At 37.9% G+C, this 16803-nt stretch carries 20 protein-coding genes; 12 read left to right on the top strand and 8 right to left on the bottom strand.

The features are described 5' to 3' along the window. Positions 1–8 precede the first annotated feature (8 nt). The 9 genes from eutL (at position 9) to ACIQ1H_RS08980 (ending at position 7741) form a co-directional block, all read left to right on the top strand. On the top strand, positions 9–659 hold the full coding sequence (gene eutL / locus ACIQ1H_RS09020) for an ethanolamine utilization microcompartment protein EutL (RefSeq protein WP_402888188.1): 651 nt from the start codon (positions 9–11) through the stop codon (positions 657–659). Positions 660–673: 14 nt separating this feature from the next. Then, a complete protein-coding gene (locus ACIQ1H_RS09015; protein WP_402888187.1) occupies positions 674–2164 on the top strand; it encodes an aldehyde dehydrogenase family protein in 1491 nt (496 codons plus the stop codon). 16 nt (positions 2165–2180) lie between these two features. After that, positions 2181–2459, top strand: a complete 279-nt coding sequence (locus tag ACIQ1H_RS09010) for a BMC domain-containing protein (RefSeq protein WP_024363388.1) — start codon at positions 2181–2183, stop codon at positions 2457–2459. A gap of 58 nt (positions 2460–2517) precedes the next feature. After that, entirely contained in the window at positions 2518–3108 is a 591-nt protein-coding gene (locus tag ACIQ1H_RS09005; protein ID WP_402888183.1) for a phosphate propanoyltransferase, read from the top strand. 12 nt (positions 3109–3120) lie between these two features. Further along, positions 3121–3990: a phosphate propanoyltransferase gene (locus ACIQ1H_RS09000; RefSeq protein ID WP_402888182.1), complete on the top strand. Its 870-nt coding sequence runs from the start codon at positions 3121–3123 to the stop codon at positions 3988–3990. A 36-nt stretch (positions 3991–4026) separates the two neighbouring features. Continuing rightward, positions 4027–4311 (top strand): EutN/CcmL family microcompartment protein, encoded by a 285-nt coding sequence (locus ACIQ1H_RS08995; protein WP_139860183.1) that lies wholly within the window; start codon positions 4027–4029, stop codon positions 4309–4311. After that, positions 4304–4645 (top strand): BMC domain-containing protein, encoded by a 342-nt coding sequence (locus ACIQ1H_RS08990; protein WP_402888180.1) that lies wholly within the window; start codon positions 4304–4306, stop codon positions 4643–4645. The genes ACIQ1H_RS08995 and ACIQ1H_RS08990 overlap by 8 nt, the downstream gene beginning before the upstream one ends. An 11-nt stretch (positions 4646–4656) precedes the next feature. Next, the gene (mdh, locus tag ACIQ1H_RS08985) at positions 4657–5601 is read left to right on the top strand and encodes a malate dehydrogenase (protein ID WP_402888178.1); all 945 of its coding nucleotides are present in this window, start codon (positions 4657–4659) and stop codon (positions 5599–5601) included. A 643-nt stretch (positions 5602–6244) separates the two neighbouring features. Continuing rightward, the gene (locus ACIQ1H_RS08980) at positions 6245–7741 is read left to right on the top strand and encodes a carboxypeptidase M32 (protein ID WP_402888176.1); all 1497 of its coding nucleotides are present in this window, start codon (positions 6245–6247) and stop codon (positions 7739–7741) included. A 671-nt stretch (positions 7742–8412) separates the two neighbouring features. Here the strand turns inward: ACIQ1H_RS08980 and ACIQ1H_RS08975 are convergent. The 3 genes from ACIQ1H_RS08975 to ACIQ1H_RS08965 all read right to left on the bottom strand — a co-directional run bounded on the left by ACIQ1H_RS08975 (position 8413) and on the right by ACIQ1H_RS08965 (position 10449). Continuing rightward, on the bottom strand, positions 8413–8508 hold the full coding sequence (locus tag ACIQ1H_RS08975; RefSeq protein WP_219818977.1) for a putative holin-like toxin: 96 nt from the start codon (positions 8506–8508) through the stop codon (positions 8413–8415). Between the two features lie 169 nt (positions 8509–8677). Beyond that, positions 8678–9487, bottom strand: a complete 810-nt coding sequence (locus ACIQ1H_RS08970) for an endonuclease I family protein (RefSeq protein ID WP_402888174.1) — start codon at positions 9485–9487, stop codon at positions 8678–8680. Beyond that, positions 9487–10449: a S8 family peptidase gene (locus tag ACIQ1H_RS08965; RefSeq protein ID WP_402888172.1), complete on the bottom strand. Its 963-nt coding sequence runs from the start codon at positions 10447–10449 to the stop codon at positions 9487–9489. The genes ACIQ1H_RS08970 and ACIQ1H_RS08965 overlap by 1 nt, the downstream gene beginning before the upstream one ends. Positions 10450–10795: 346 nt before the next feature. On the opposite strand from ACIQ1H_RS08965, the gene ACIQ1H_RS08960 reads away from it, so the two are divergent. Together ACIQ1H_RS08960 and ACIQ1H_RS08955 are read left to right on the top strand one after the other, a co-directional pair. After that, complete coding sequence (locus ACIQ1H_RS08960; protein ID WP_402888170.1) at positions 10796–11176, top strand: iron chaperone; 381 nt, start codon at positions 10796–10798, stop codon at positions 11174–11176. 223 nt (positions 11177–11399) lie between these two features. Next, on the top strand, positions 11400–11555 hold the full coding sequence (locus tag ACIQ1H_RS08955; RefSeq protein WP_402888168.1) for a hypothetical protein: 156 nt from the start codon (positions 11400–11402) through the stop codon (positions 11553–11555). A 437-nt stretch (positions 11556–11992) separates the two neighbouring features. Here ACIQ1H_RS08955 and ACIQ1H_RS08950 read toward each other — a convergent pair whose 3' ends face one another. Further along, on the bottom strand, positions 11993–12481 hold the full coding sequence (locus tag ACIQ1H_RS08950) for a magnesium transporter (protein ID WP_402888166.1): 489 nt from the start codon (positions 12479–12481) through the stop codon (positions 11993–11995). A 321-nt stretch (positions 12482–12802) separates the two neighbouring features. Here ACIQ1H_RS08950 and ACIQ1H_RS08945 point away from each other — a divergent pair, with 321 nt between their 5' ends. Continuing rightward, positions 12803–13516 (top strand): MraY family glycosyltransferase, encoded by a 714-nt coding sequence (locus ACIQ1H_RS08945; RefSeq protein WP_402888164.1) that lies wholly within the window; start codon positions 12803–12805, stop codon positions 13514–13516. Between the two features lie 134 nt (positions 13517–13650). Here ACIQ1H_RS08945 and ACIQ1H_RS08940 read toward each other — a convergent pair whose 3' ends face one another. The 4 genes from ACIQ1H_RS08940 to ACIQ1H_RS08925 all read right to left on the bottom strand — a co-directional run bounded on the left by ACIQ1H_RS08940 (position 13651) and on the right by ACIQ1H_RS08925 (position 16687). Continuing rightward, entirely contained in the window at positions 13651–15306 is a 1656-nt protein-coding gene (locus ACIQ1H_RS08940; protein ID WP_402888162.1) for a b(o/a)3-type cytochrome-c oxidase subunit 1, read from the bottom strand. Further along, positions 15293–15784: a cupredoxin domain-containing protein gene (locus ACIQ1H_RS08935; RefSeq protein ID WP_172770986.1), complete on the bottom strand. Its 492-nt coding sequence runs from the start codon at positions 15782–15784 to the stop codon at positions 15293–15295. Before ACIQ1H_RS08935 ends, ACIQ1H_RS08940 begins: the two co-directional genes overlap by 14 nt. Before the next feature lie 69 nt (positions 15785–15853). Then, entirely contained in the window at positions 15854–15976 is a 123-nt protein-coding gene (locus ACIQ1H_RS08930; RefSeq protein WP_255639709.1) for a hypothetical protein, read from the bottom strand. Between the two features lie 243 nt (positions 15977–16219). Continuing rightward, on the bottom strand, positions 16220–16687 hold the full coding sequence (locus ACIQ1H_RS08925) for a chemotaxis protein CheX (protein WP_172770987.1): 468 nt from the start codon (positions 16685–16687) through the stop codon (positions 16220–16222). Between the last annotated feature and the right edge of the window lie 116 nt (positions 16688–16803).

Raw genomic sequence — 16803 nt, 5'->3', positions numbered from 1 at the left:
GGAAAGCCATGAATCCTCAAAAAATTATGGCTGAAATTTTAGCAATGCAAATGATTCCTAGAGTGAATAGTGAATTAGCAGCAAAGCTTGAGTTAAAGCCAAATCAACATAGCATTGGGCTTGTCACACTAACAATCGATGATGTCGGTTATGTAGCATTAGACGAGGCGACGAAAAAAGCTGCTGTCGATGTCGTTTATGCAAAAAGCTTTTATGCAGGAGCAGCACATGCCTCAGGTCCCTTATCTGGTGAAATGATTGGCATTATCGCGGGCAGCTCACCAGACGAAATACGCAGTGGGCTAGATGCAATTGAACAAAAAATTCAATTCGATACGTATTTTGAAGCCATTAATGGCAATGACAGCCATGCTCTTTTTGCGCATACTGTTGCAAGCTGTGGCACCTATTTGGCCGAGCTAGCAGATGTGAAGATTGGCACGGCGCTCGCCTACTTAATCGCCCCACCACTTGAGGCGGTCGTTGGTTTAGATGCCGCATTAAAGGCAGCGGATGTAGAACTAAAATTATTTTTTGGTCCACCTTCAGAAACGAACTTTGGTGGCGGCATAGTGAGTGGCAGTCAGTCTTCATGTCAAGCTGCGGCAGATGCTTTTAGAGAAGCAATCGAAAATGTTGCGAGAAATCCAGTTATTTAGAAAGGAGGCGGCTTATGGCTTCTTTAGATAAAGATTTATTAGCCATTCAGGAAATGAGAGATGCCGTAAGACAGGCAAATACAGCACAAGCAGCCTATATGAAATATTCACAGCAACAAGTGGATACCATCGTAAAGGCTGTGGCGGATGCCGCATTTAAAGAGGCAGAACGATTAGGCAAAATGGCAGTACAAGAAACTGGGATGGGTATCCCCAATCATAAAACAATGAAAAATGAAGTTGCTTCGAGAGATGTTTATGAAGATATAAAGGATTTAAAGACTGTTGGCGTTATAGGCACTGACCGTATAAAAAAAGTGACAGAGATTGCAAGCCCATTTGGTGTTATTGCAGGGATTGTGCCAACAACGAATCCTACTTCAACCGCAATCTTTAAAACACTTATTTCATTAAAAACAAGAAATGGTCTTGTCCTAAGCCCACATCCCTATGCTGTTAAATGTACAAAGGAAGCTTTAGAGATTTGTAGAGTAGCGGCGGAAAAGGCTGGTGCACCAGAAGGATTGTTGCAATGTTTAACAATGTCTTCAATGGAAGCGACACAGCAATTAATGAAGCATCCTAATATACATTTAATTTTAGCGACGGGTGGTGGTGCGTTAGTAAAAGCGGCATACAGCTCTGGAAAACCTGCGTATGGAGTAGGACCAGGAAATGTGCCAGCTTACATCGAAAAATCAGCCAATATTCAAAAAGCTAGTCGTCAGTTAGTACAAAGTAAATCGTTTGATAATGGCACCATTTGTGCAACAGAGCAGGCCATTATCGTGGATAAAGTGATTGCAGAGCAAGTTTTAACCGAGTTAAAGAAACAGCATGCGTATATTTTAAGTGCAGAAGAGAAGTTGAAGATGGAGAAGCTGATTTCTCCTGTGCCAGGAAAAGTAAATCCTCAAATTGTTGGGAAATCAGCAGTGAGCTTGGCCAATTTAGTCGGTATTGTCGTGCCACAAGAGACGCAAGTGCTTGTTGGGTTGGAGACGATGATCGGTAAAAATATTCCGTTTTCACTGGAAAAGCTTTCACCGATATTTGCGCTCTACACAGTAGAGGATAGCACGGAGGCAAAACAAGTGATGATTGATTTACTGAATATTGGAGGACGCGGTCATTCATGTTCTATCCATACGGAAAATGCAGCGTTAGCAGAGCAGTTTTCGCTCGACTTACCAGTGTCGCGTATTGTCGTTAACACGTTATCGTCGATTGGCGCAGTTGGTGGAACAACTGGATTAGCCCCATCCTTTACATTAGGCTGTGGTACATTTGGCGGCAATATTACGTCAGATAATATTACAGCCAGACATTTATTGAATATAAAACGCATGGCATATGGCATTAAAGATATAGAGGTGCCAAAACCGAAATTGGAAATTGAACCAGTAGTAGAAAATATTAAGGCGCAAGCACCATCACTGGATACAGAAGTGGTGCAACAAATTGTCGATCAAGTATTAAAGCAAATCACATTACAAACTAAATAATTTGGAGGAATGACAAATGAGTACAGCATTAGGAATGGTAGAAACAAAAGGTCTTGTAGGAGCAATTGAAGCGGCGGATGCAATGGTAAAGGCTGCGAGTGTTAATTTAGTAGGGAAAGTACATGTTGGTGGCGGAATTGTTACGGTGTTAGTGCGAGGCGATGTAGGCGCAGTAAAAGCAGCTACAGATGCAGGTGCAGCAGCAGCGCAACGTGTTGGAGAACTGCTTTCTGTTCATGTAATTCCACGCCCACATAACGAATTGGAATTAATCTTGCCAAAAGCAGAAGCGTAAGTTACCAATGGATGTCTATCATAAGAAAAATAAGTTACTAGATTTAGAGGTGGCTAGCTTGAACATAAAATCTAAAGCATTTCCAGTTGCCATTTCAGCTCGCCATGTACATGTTAGTGAAGAGGATTTGCAGGCATTATTTGGTCCAAACGCAACGTTAACGAAAGATTTTGATCTTTCGCAGCCAGGACAGTTTGCAGCGAATGAGCGTGTCTCCATAGAAGGACCAAAAGGTATTATTCACAATGTACGTATATTAGGACCAGTAAGAGCGGCAACCCAAGTGGAAATAAGTCGAACAGATGCGATGAAATTAGGCGTAACCCCTCCTTTGAGACAATCGGGGGATATTGCAAATTCAGCAAGCATTAAATTAATTAACCAACAACAAGCAATTATGATTGAGCAGGGAGTTATTATTGCACAGGCGCATATTCATATGACAGAAGAAGATGCGCAAGCATTGGATGTCCACAATAATGAATTAGTGTCTGTAGTAGTTGAAAGCGAAAGACCTGTAACATTCCATGGTGTAGTCGTGCGTGTATCGAATGATTTTTGCTTAGAAATGCATATCGATACAGATGAAGCGAATGCAGGCTTTATTCAACAGCAAGCTCAGGGGAGAATTGTTAAAACATTTTCATAAGGAGGAGGTTTGATGCAGGAACAATTAGTGCAAAAAATTGTAGAAGAAGTATTACAGCAAGTATTAAAAAATCAGCCTTCCCCACATGACGACGGTAAAATTCCAATCGGTGTATCAGCGCGACATGTCCACCTTGCACAGGCAGAAGTAGAGCAACTTTTTGGTGAAAACTATCAATTAACACCTAAGTTTGAGCTGTCACAGCCAGGCCAATTTGCAGCTGAAGAAACGGTCGTTATTGCGGGACCGAAAGGCTCTATTGAAAGGGTTCGCATATTAGGTCCAGCACGCGCTTTAACACAAGTTGAAGTTAGCTGGACAGATGCGATGAAGCTCGGCGTCAAGCCACCATTAAGAATATCTGGAGACATTAAAGGCTCAAGCCCTGTTACGCTAATTGGACCAAAAGGCAGTGCAGTACTAACAGAGGGCCTCATTATTGCGCAAGCGCATATTCATATGTCACCTGCAGATAGCGTGAGATTCCAAGTAGTGGATGGGCAGTCTGTGCAAATCAAGGTTCAAGGAATACGGCCTATTACTTTATCCAATGTGTTGATTCGAGTGTCTGAGCGCTATCGTTTGGAAATGCATATCGATACAGATGAAGCAAATGCAGGCTTAATCCAACAAGGCGCATTGGCTGAAATCATCAATGGCCAAGCGGTTGAAGCGATAACTGTGAAAGAACGTGCGCTCGTTGTAAAGCAACCTCCTGAAAAACAATCGGTTTATCATTTTGACAAGAAGCTCCTTTCACAGGTGGAAGTGCTTGAAATAGAAACGCAAGAAATTGTTGTGCCAAAAAGAACCATCGTAACAGCGCTAGCTTATGACAAAATAAGAGAGTTGAATAAAAAATTAACGATTCGCTCTGAATAATAAGTATTATCCAGGCAACATAAAGAGGGTGAGTTCATGCAGATGGGAAGAGTGATTGGAAGCGTATGGGCAACACGCAAGGAAGAAGGGTTGAATGGCTTAAAGCTATTAATTATTCAACCAATTGACTCTAATCAGCAGCCAATTCGCACGGAAATGGTTGCAGCTGATCGTATAGGGGCAGGCATTGGCGATGATGTGCTCATAACGAGTGGGGGATCATCCCGTTATATTATGAAAGACAATCCACTTCCTATTGATGCAGTTGTAATAGGAATTATAGATTCAACAGATGTTATGCGAGGTGAAGACATTGAGTAGTGCAATTGGCATGATAGAAACAAAGGGATTAGTAGGCTCTTACGAGGCGGCGGATGCGATGATTAAGGCATCTGATGTGACGATTGTCAAACAAGAATTTGTGGATGGTGGTATCGTGACTGTCGTCGTCAAAGGGGACGTTGGATCAGTTCAAGCAGCAGTCGATGCTGGCAAGGCGGCAGCTAAGCGTGTCGGAGAATTATTAAGTGCCCATGTCATTCCTCGACCTGATGAGGAAGTATTCAATATGATTAAAGGTTCAGAAACACCAAAGACAAAGCCAGCACCAACACCTGCGCGTGCTAAAAAAACGACGGAAGCTACGGACAATTGAGGTGATGCAAAATGGCATTTCGAAAAAATAAAATTGCTGTTATTGGAGCTGGTCACACTGGTGCAACATTAAGCTTATTCTTGGCACAGAAGGAATTAGGCGACATTGTATTGGTAGATATTCCAGAAGCCGAAAATCCAACAAAAGGAAAGGCACTGGATTTATTACAAACAGGACCGATTGAAAAATTTAATGTATCCATAAATGGAACAAGTCATTATGAGGATATTGCAGGTGCATCTATCGTTATTATTACGGCAGGTATTCCTCGTAAACCAGGGATGAGTCGAGATGATTTAGTTACAACAAATGCGAAAATCATTCAGCATGTTTCGCAACAAATAAAACAATATGCGCCAAATAGTATTGTGGTCGTTTTAAGCAATCCTGTAGATGCGATGACGTATGTTTGCTATAAGGAAACAGGCTTCCCCAAAAATCGTATCATCGGCCAATCGGGTGTGTTAGATACCGCGCGATTTAATGCATTTGTAGCACAAGAGCTACAAATTGCCCCCGAAGATGTATCTGGATTTGTATTAGGTGGACATGGTGATGAAATGGTGCCATTAATCCGTTATTCCTATGCAGGGGGCATCCCATTAGAAAAGCTTATCCCGCAAGATAGACTACAGCAAATCGTCGAACGTACACGTAAAGGCGGCGGCGAAATTGTAGCTTTATTAGGAAATGGTAGTGCTTATTATGCACCAGCAGCAGCCTGTGCTCAAATGGTCGAAATTATAATGAAGGATCAGCGAAAAATTATACCTTCGATCGCCCTATTAGAAGGGGAGTACGGCTACAGTGATTTATTTTTAGGTGTTCCGACGATTTTAGGTGGCAATGGCATTGAATCGGTCATTGAATTGCACCTGACACATGAAGAAAAAACGGCACTCAATCAATCAGCAGAAGCCGTTAAGCAAGTATTACAAATTTGCCAAAACATTTAACTAATATCTTTTAATTTATATAGCGTTTCCCCAACGATATATGAATTGTTTTAAAAAATGTTTGATTGGAAACCGAACATGAACGTGAAATCCCCAATTTAAAATAGAGGCTCCCTTCATATAGAAGGGAGCTACTTTTCTTTTGATTTAAATAAGAGACTATTACCCATGTGGGGGAATCGCCGGAAGAACTGCGTGAACCGCCGATAGAATCAGAAATTGCCTAGGGGAGGCGCGTTCCCGCAGGAGTCTCCGTGGATTATTACTTAGATAGTCAATAAACACTAAACTGGCATTTTATTTAGATTGTTTAATCGCCAGAATTGTTTGAGTGACTGGCACTCTTTTTAATATAGAAGGCTATGACCGCTACAATGCACAAGGTTAAAAAAGCCACTGTCCGTGATATTTCAGTCGCAATGTATGAAAGTAGTAATCCCAACAAACCTCCAAAAATAAAATACCAGAAATATTTCATTTGAAACCCTTCTTTCTTTTTTAGTAGTCTCTAGGTGATTTTTATTATACAAAGATTTCATTAAATTTTCAGGAGAGCTTTTCTTCAAAATTCAAAAGTCTAAAATATACAAAATATTCGAAAATATGCTAAACTAATAAGGTGAAAAAAGGGGGATGATTGGATATGACTGTACAGCAGTTTACAGACTATGTGAAAAAAATGCAGCACTATCAGGAAGCGCTAGGTGTGATGTATTGGGATATGCGCACGGGTGCTCCAAAGAAGGGGTTAGCGCAGCGTTCAGAGGTAGTTGGCACATTATCGGCCTCCTTGTTTGACATGCAAACGAGTGATGAATTAGGGGAACTATTGACGGCGTTAGAGGCACAACACGCAGAACTTGACTATGTAACACGACGTTTAGTAGAGGAAGTGCGCAAAAATTACGATCAAAATAAAAAAATTCCAGCTGATGAGTATAAAGAATATGTTATTTTACAAGCGAAAGCAGAAACCGTTTGGGAAGAAGCAAAAGCAACAAATAATTTTGCGCAATTTTTACCTTATTTAGAGCAAATCATTGAGTGGCAAAAGAAATTTATTCAATATTGGGGCATTAAAAATGGCTCTACATACAATACGTTACTTGATGTTTATGAACCAGATATGACGACGGATGTATTAGATCAAGTATTTGGAGAATTACGTGAAACGATTGTGACACTCGTACAAAAAATCGCAGCTTCTCCAAATAAACCAGATACAACGATGTTATTTAAACAATTTCCAAGAGAGTCGCAACGAGCACTATCATTAGAAATGCTAACACAGCTTGGCTATGATTTTGAAGCGGGTCGCTTAGATGAAAGTGTTCATCCATTTATGATTGGCATCAATCATGGCGATGCACGTATTACAACGAAATACGATGAGCATGATTTCCGTTCGGCGATCTTTGGCACGATTCATGAATGTGGGCATGCGATGTATGAGCAAAATATTGATGCCAAACTAGCAGGTACGCCATTAGCAATGGGGACATCGACAGGCATTCATGAATCGCAATCATTATTCTATGAAAATCTTGTCGGACGCAATGAAAAGTTTTGGGAGCAAAACTATGAGCGCCTGCAAAAGCATTCGCCAGCACAATTTGGGGATGTCCCATTAGCTGATTTTTTACGTGCCATTAATATGGTGGAGCCATCGTTAATTCGAATTGAAGCGGATGAGCTAACATATCCACTGCATATTATGATTCGTTACGAAATTGAACGTGATTTATTCAATGGAGACCTGCAAGCAAAAGACCTTCCACAGGTGTGGAATGCAAAGTACGAAGAATATTTAGGCATCCGACCTGACAACGATGCGAAGGGTGTTTTACAAGACGTGCATTGGGCAGGAGGCATGTTTGGTTACTTCCCATCCTACGCTTTAGGGATGATTTATGCAGCGCAATGGAAGCATGCGATGGATAAAGATATTCCAAACTTTGATGACTTACTGGCAAAAGGGGAGCTTCTGCCAATACGCGAGTGGCTAACAGAGAAAGTACATCAATACGGTGCACTGAAAAAGCCGTTCGAGCTACTACAAGAGGCGACAGGGGAAGGCTTAAATGCCAAGTATCTTGCAAACTACTTACAAGAAAAATATACGAAGCTTTATCAGCTATAAAAAAACAAGCGATTTCTCTACAATGAGAAATCGCTTGTTGCGTTACCAAAGCTTAAAGCATTTTGAGCTAGCTAGTGAATTCGAAACAATTTCGAAGGTTGGAATTGTGTAAGCAAATATAACGCTACTAAAATTACAAGTCAAGATTTAAAGTAATTACATGTTTCATCTGTATTCTTTATATGTGCAACCTTAAATTCTCAGGGCAACTCAAGCCGATGATGAAAAAGCATGTCCAAAACATATTAAGTGTTGGTACAGATGTAATCATGGATTTTCCAGGTAATACTCAACAACAGCGAAAATGGTTTTTGGATATTGCATCAGAGGTAATGCAAACCATCAACTAATTTTCCTTAATTTAAATAATGAACAATGCTTACGTCAAATTGCACAAAGGTGTATCGAACAACCCGAAAGAGCAACTTTTGACACAGAAGAGACGTTTATTCATGTTACTAATTTTATCTCAGGTTTAAATATTTTAGAGTTTACAATAAGGTTAGGTTGGCAACATATCCTTGAAGATTTATAAAATATGTAAAAAATACACCAAAAGAGACCAGCGGTAGTTTCTATTAAAGGTAATGAGATAGTTCGGTTTTAGATGATTACATTAAAGGCGATTGGCGCTAGTAAATCACCCTATCCTGTAAGATATAGAGGGTGATTTACTTTTTTTTTGAAAAAGTAAATGACAACGCAAGAATCGTTACAATAAGTGTAGCGAAACTAAACATGAGCGTTATAGACTCATAAACTGTCATTGGAACCATCTCCTTTATTTTCGTTTGAAACGAATTTTTGGAATAAAAGATGTCCAATCACCCTTAATATCTCAACCTACTACATGTAGAAATTATACCTTTATTGGCGTTTCATATTAAAAAAGCGAACACTAATTCTTTTGTACGATTATAAGGGAATTAGTGTTGTTTAATTTGTTTCGATACATTCTGCAATCCCTGGAAAATCAATAAATGGATTCCGATTGCCTTGAAGTTCATGGATAGCTAGGTTGCGATGCTTTTCATAGATAGATACTGGAAAAGATTGATGCCATTTTAACAATAGGGAGATATTCTCCAGTTCTTTTTTTATTATGTTTGGATAGCGAATTAGGAAATAGAGTGTTGCTCTAGCAACGATTCCTTTGCCGTATTCTGGTTCGAATTTACTTTCTTCAGCTTTGCCGCAGCCATCTTTGATTCCTAAAATGAAACCTTCAGGGATATAATCATGGAAATCGTAATAAGGGTAGTTGCTGCGACTGCTATTGCAGGTAGGATTGCAGGCGAATAAATGATGCAAGTCTCCTCTCATCGGTTCTTTTTTATCGAACCATGATTGAGGCACTACATGTTCACAGTTAAATAGATTATCCGATAAGATGCTTATTAACCCTTTCGTCTGCATTTCGTGGAGCCGAACGTCCTCCTCTATGACAGAAAGGGGATCCATCCTTTTTCCAGAATAAAGACTCTTTAATGAACCGTTTTCCTGTAAATCAACCCAAGGGTACACATAACGGTGCGGGCTGTAGTTTAACTGATCTGTATGTGTTTTTTTGAGCAATGTGTGAAGGCTGTCTAAAAGAGTAGTATTCGTGAATGAAATGCTATGATAGTATTGATTTCTGACTTCCTTATCTTTCTTTTCGTCATAATAGGGTCGATTTTCCTGATAGTTTAAAAAGTCTGACTTGGCCGTTTCCCATTCACAGTATAGCAAATCTAGTTTTTCCATTATATTTTCAACGCCTGTCCAGATAATTTTTGGTTGAAGACATCCGATAAGTACTCCTCTGTAGTTAAGTACAGCATTCCGTTGCCTTCGAGTTTTGGCGAGTTTCCTAAAGGAATCGTTCTTTTTATTAATTGTGCATACAGCTCAGCCTCTGTCAGATTTCGCTCAAAGTTTCTGTTGGCATTCTCTTTTATGAGTGCAAGTGCACCAGATATATGCGGTGTTGCCATCGAAGTTCCGCTTAGTTTTGCATAAGTTCCGTTTAAATACGTTGAAAGGATTTCTTCACCAGGGGCAACTAAGTCGACTTCATTATTCGAATTTGAAAAATAAGAAGATCTGCGTTGCAGGTTAATGGAACCGACGCTGATGACTTCATTGTAGCAGGCAGGATAGGCCAATTCATTTGAAGAACTCTGTCCATCTCCCTCATTACCAGCAGCACAAACGACTAGTATTTGATTAGTGATTGCGTTTTGAATAGCTTGGTGTAACTCAGGTACATCGATAGAACCTCCGAGGCTCATGGAGATGATATCCACCCTTTGTTCAACTGCATAGTTAATACCATTTATGATCCAGTCGTATTGCCCTGATCCATTTTTATCAAGCACTTTTAAAATCAATAAACTTGCCTCAGGTGCAACACCAACTACTCCTGTGTAGTTATTAATTGCAGCAATTGTGCCAGCTACATGGGTTCCATGGCCATTATAATCGATGTATCGGTCAGGTTGTCCATCATCATCATGAGTGAAATTCCACCCACCGATAATACGCCCACTCAAATCAGGATGGGTGACGTCGCAGCCTGTGTCCAATATCGCAACAGTAATCCCCTTCCCTTTAGATTTCTCCCAAACTTTTGGTGCTGCAATAAGTTCAATACCTTCTGGCACCACTTCGACCACTTCGAACACTTCATTCACTTGAAACGGAATTAAATGTAACTTTTGCTCCATTTGTATCCCTCCTGAAAGAAATTAGGTTTTAAGTGTATTCTTGGTAATTAATAATATTCTAACAATTCTGAATTTTGATTAACAGTTACAATAGATGTATTTTTATCTAAAATATCAGAATTTTAATAGTGAAAATAGTATTGGTATCTATTAGTCAATATCGCATGATAACATCTTAAAGATGGTGGATGTTTGTACTTAAAATAAACTGCATTGGAGAAGTTGAGGTTCATGCAACAGAAGATGCTTAAAATTGGGGAGGGTGAGAAATAGATAAAGAATATTTACTTTATTATTAAAGAGGTTTAAAATCCTTTAAATACTTAAATTTACAAGGAGGCTTATTATGGAACAAAACATTCCTAAATCAATTGATGAATATATTTTACAATATCCTCAAGAGATTCAAGAAATATTAAAAACAATAAGAAAGGTTATAAAGGAATCAGCACCAAATGCCGAGGAAAAAATAAGTTACAGAATGCCTACTTTTGTATTAAACGGAAATCTGGTGCATTTTGCTGCTTACAAAAACCATATAGGCTTCTACCCAACTTCAAGCGGGATTACTAATTTTCAGCATGAATTATCGGGATATAAAATCTCTAAAGGTGCAGTTCAATTCCCAATTGGAAAACCCATCCCTTATGGTTTAATTAGTCAAATAGTAAAATTTAGGGTTGCTGAAAACCAAAGTAAAGTGGAAGGGAAAATAAAAAAGAAATAATTTGTAGATCGCAAATTTCCCTTTGTTTATGAACTGTAACAAAAATTATAATAACAGGATTTTTCAACAATCGGCGCGATTCTATAATAGGGATTAGCGCTCGTTTTCATTAGAGGGTTAGATTATTGAATAACATGCTTTTGTAAATGTAACGAGACGATTCTTTGGGAGCTTTTTTCATCTAACATTGTAGTATAGTTAAATGTAAAAGGGGGGACAGAGGATGGATAACCAATATTTCGTAGGTTGGGGTACATTGGCATTGATAAATGCTGCACTTGCACAAGGGAAAAATAGAACGGGGTTAAATTGGTTCTTACTTTCACTTGTATTAGGTCCATTGGCAACGCTAATTTTGTTATTTGTTGAAAAGAGATAGTAACACGTCATATTAGTGCAGCAAGGATTTATAACGAATACATAAATAAACTTCATAACGTCCCAAATACAAGGTAATCTGATTTTCAACAATTGGGCGTTGTGAAAAGAATCAGTGCTCAAATGTGTTTAAGATGGTGAGCATAATGTCATGTAGCCGAGTGTCAATGAGCAGTTTATTATATACTTTTATTTTTTGAAAGCGGCGTGTAGTCATTTGATTACTAAAAAATAACACTCTTTAAGGTAACTGGCAAAGCAAATGACGCTTAGATGCTTAACCTGTTAACCTGCTTAAAAGGCAAATTAACTAAAGTATTAAGAAATTTTAAAAGAGCTTCGCTTGCCCTTAAACTAAAGGATAGTGTAGCTCTTTCTAAGATTGCCCAACAAATAGAAAAGCTACAATCGGGAAACGTTGCTTCCACAACAACCATTTTATTTTTCTAATACTATACAATATTGTTCTTTATAGGTTTCATTGTTCCAATTGTACATTTGTAACAGATGATTGAGAGATAATTCGTTAGGATTAAACCTACTATACGGTATATTTAGTTCATTATCATCATGACCGATCCATACTCGCCATAGTTCTATTATCTGTCCTTCGCTAATATTGTCTTTTAAGTAATCCAATAATTGCTTTACTCTTAATTCTGAATAGCTAAAATTTACTTCATATATAAATGGATATCCAGTATATGCACTTACATTATAGTAACAGTCTTTATTAATGACTAACTCATTTAAATCCTCTTTATTTTCAACAAACAATACTTGGGTATTCGGATCCATCTTCTCCCAAGGTACCAATTCATGCGGTTTTATTTCTAATTCAATAGCTTCTTTGACCGTAATATACTTTGCTTTGGACTCTATTTCAGGCATTTCAAAATTTGTTGCTATAAATGAACAAAAGCTCATTTAAATACCTCCAAAACTTTATATTTTATAACATTAATTTACTTTTTGATTAAGTATAACATTCCTAACTCGTCGTTTGGTAACATCTTTTTACTTACCATTGTAAATGTAACTTTATCCCATAAAATTCGTTCTTAATTTAAATAAGATATTTTTTCCAATTTTGGTAATAGGAGAATTCTTTGAGTAGGTGATACATCCTTTTGATGTTTATTAATGAAATTCAAATTACCTTAGTATTAGCTCCTGTTTTTTAAAAATAATGTATAATTTGGAATTAGGGAATTTAAATCTGAAAAAATTATTTTAGGAGGGGGAAATTTGTTATATTTTGCTTTATTTATTGGTGTTGTTTTAATTGTAATTACGAATAAGCTTACTCATGCTTTTAAATTATCAAGCACTTTAGGGTTGCATGGTCAAATCAGTGCGTCACTTGTAATCTTAATATTTGGACACCTCGAGGTTAGTCATATTATTCTAGGTAAACACTTTGAATTAGGGTTTTTGGCGGTTCCATTTACTTTAATACTTCTTGTAGGTTTTACAAATGTCATAAATATAGAAGGAGTTCAGCATCCTTCCATATTGTTGTTGCCATTCGTTTCTTTCGTTTTTTTCTCAATAGCAGCTTTCTTCATAGGTCATTCATTTGTTTTGATAATGGGCATTTGTTCCAGTTTAACACTTATGTTTATTCTGCTATACGGCTATTTTACTGGTAAAGTATTTGTGGGGAGAACGCTTACTACGTCAATAGGCTTCATAATTGCTGTGCTTTCAATATCTCTTATGGAAACATCTATTGTAACAATTTATATTCCGTTATTTACTTTAGCACTACCATTCACTTTATATTATTTAATTCAAGATAAAATTACGAATGTACAATCAATTACAGTTAGTTTTTTAACAGCTATTTTATTTGGTTTACTAATGTATATAGTTCCTTTTAATACAATATGGTATTTCATTGTTGGTTTAACGAGTATTTTGGTGATCACGCAATTTTCACGTAAATATCGCTTTATTTAGAAACGAAACTTCTTATTCCGCTAACATAGCTTTAGTGAAACAAATATTTATAAAGATAAATCTAAAAAAACGTTCCAAAAAAACAAGCGATTTCTCTACAATGAGAAATCGCTCGTTGCTTTGAAAAAAACCATTTACCACAGCTTAAAGCCTTTTGAGCCAGCTGGTGAGTTCGAGATAATATCAAAGATTGGAATTGTGTATGCAAAAATGATTAATGCGACTAAAATAACGAGCCATACTTTAAAGTTTTCAAGGATTGGTGGTGTTGGACCACTGCTTTCATGGATTGGGCCAATAGGGAATTCCTCTTCACCTTTTGGCGCAAACCAAACTAGTTTTATTACGATGTACGTAATGACTAAAATCGCAATGAATAAAATAGTACCGCCAACAGCTTGAGCAATTTGATATGGAATCCAATCATATGCTTGCTGAGCACCGCCATACTCTGAGTAGTCAGAGCGACGAGGAGCACCGATTAATCCTGCAATATGCATTGCTCCCGACATAATGGTCATGCCGACGCCCCATAAAACACCCGAAACAATACCAAGTGAATTTAACGACTTCGTTAGTGTACGACCAGTTAAATGAGGTATTAACCAGAACGCTGCACCGAAGTATGTTAACACTACTGCACTAGCAAATGTCAAATGGAAGTGTCCAGTAACCCAAATTGTATTATGGATGAGTTGGTTCATTTGATAAGATGCATTGACAATACCGCCTGCACCACCAGGGATGAATGATAGCATTCCGATGAACGGAACTATGAAGCGTGCATCTTTCCACGGTAATTTTTTAAACCAGCCAAAAATACCTTTCCCACCAAGTTCACGACCACGTAGTTCAAACGTGGCAAATAGGGAGAATGCAGTCATTAAAGAAGGGACAACAACTGCCATTGTTAACACAACTTGAATGAATTTCCATGTTGTATCAATACCTGGCTCTGTTAATTGGTGATGTAAACCAACGGGTACAGAGAAGATTAAAAATAGCATGAAAGATAAGCGAGCTAATGAGTCAGAGAAAACCTTCCCGCCAATGACTTTTGGAATAACAACATACCATACCATATAGGCAGGTAATAACCAGAAATAAACGAGTGCGTGACCGAAATACCAGAATAATGTTCGAGAAAGTAACACATCAACACGTTCAATGAGACCTAGAGACCATGGTAACAGTTGGCATAAAACCGACACCGCTACACCTAAAGAGGCCACGAACCAAAGTAAATTATTGACTACTACCATAAAAGATAATAGGGGAGACGTTTGGCCTTTATGTTCTTTACGCCACTGAACGTAACGTAAAATTTGTCCTGCCGCACCAATCCAAGAGCCGACTACTACGAGTGTTAAGCCGAGATAGAAAATCCAATGTGCTTGCAGTGGTGCGTAAAAAGTATAGAGAACAGTTGCCTTATTTAATAGCACCATCACTGCAGCGGCAGCTGTACCGATAGTCATTAACCAAAAACCAATCCAGCCGAGTAAGCGCTGTTTATCTGAAAGTGTGCCAGATGTACGACTAACCCCAGCGATTTGGAAACCGAAAATAAAGAATGTTGTTAAAATAAGACCGAGTAATACGCCGTGAACAGTTAACACTTGATAATAGCCAATACCAGCAGGCAATGTGAATTGTCCTGACCGTACAAAAACTTGTAATAAACCAGCTAGACCACCTAATAATAATGCGATAAATGCCACATAAATATGGGCAAGTGCTAGTTTCGCATCACGACGATCCACTTTTGTCAAATTACTATTTAGACTCATTTGGATCCACCACCTTTAGCATAGAATGCATAAGCGTATGTCCTGTACCGCAGTATTCATTACATACAATTAAAAATTCTCCAGCTTGATTGATTTCTGCTACGTATTCAGATATATAGCCAGGTTCAAGCATCATGTTAATATTTGTACCTGCGATTTCAAATCCGTGAATAACGTCTTCACTTGTCGCAATAAATTTTACCTTTGAACCAAGAGGTACTTCAATTTCGGGTGGATTGTAAAAGAAAGCAGATGCTAAAATGACTACTTCGTAATCCCAATCCTTACCTTCTACCTTGTGTACACCTGGATTCGTAAACGGTGCAATTTCCTTCACTTTTTCATAATCAATGGTTTTCTTATTACTGTTTGGATGAGAGCCTTGATGAAACGCCCCAATCCCAAGAATAATAAGAAATGCAACTAAAGTAGCAACTCCAAATACAAGCCAATATTTCTCGTATTTATGTATATGCATCTCTCTGTCGTCCTTCCTCTGTCGTATTACTTACATCTTGTTGACGGAATGATTCTTTTTACTGAAAAATTAAAAGCGTTCAATGAATAAATTGAAGCAATAAATCCAAATTAAAATAATGATAAAGCCAATACCAAATACTCCATAAAGTGAACCTTTTAGATTATCTTCTGACTTTTTTTTGTTAGCCATTTTTTACTCCCTCCTATGCTTTCATAGTGGCTTTCTTAAAGTCATGATATTAAAATTCCATTCATTTTGATGTGAAAAAAATCACACAACCGAGTGGATTGTGTGAAAAAAATGTGAAATATTATTGAAATACAAAAGGAGCTGACTCAAATAAGAGCCAACTCCTTTTTATGCAGATAACGATTTCGTATTCATAAATACTAGCTATAATTGCATAGAATGTATAGTTTGAAAGAATTAAGATTACGCTCTTATTACTTCTTCCTCAATCGTTAGTAATACTGTTAATGCACCAACGTCTGGAATCGTAACAGGTAGTACAAATGCTTTTTCAAAACCGTATAATTTTGTGTTTCCTACCATTACAGTTGGCGGTGTAATATCGATATCTAGGCTTTCTTGTCCTACTGCCGTACATAGATTACCTGCAATCATGTTTCCGAACTCGCCAGTAAAAGACTCTAGCATTTCGCCTTCAAGTGGCATGCCGAACATAGAGCTGCCAATACCACTAAATATGTCAGGGGAAGAATCTATGATTACACGTCCCTTTACATCTCCGATAAGGCCTATTAATACACCCATTTGCTGTTGTTGAAAGGGCTCTGAAATAATACTTGGTGTTTTCACTTGAATATCCATAGGGAGAATCGTTTTCAATGCATGGATTGTCCCGTTTAAAATAGTTTGAAAGTACTTCGAATTACTCATCATTACCGCATCCTTTTTCCGACTTTTCTACATCTTACCATGTTAAAAGGGTAAGATGAAAGTATGTCTTGACGAAATAAGGCGAAATTTATATTATATTAATGAGAATGATTTTC

This window comes from Lysinibacillus sp. NPDC097279, assembly GCF_044761745.1.
Lineage (GTDB): Bacteria > Bacillota > Bacilli > Bacillales_A > Planococcaceae > Lysinibacillus.
Note: the sequence above shows the minus strand (reverse complement) of the source record. Positions and strands in the feature narration are given on the sequence as shown.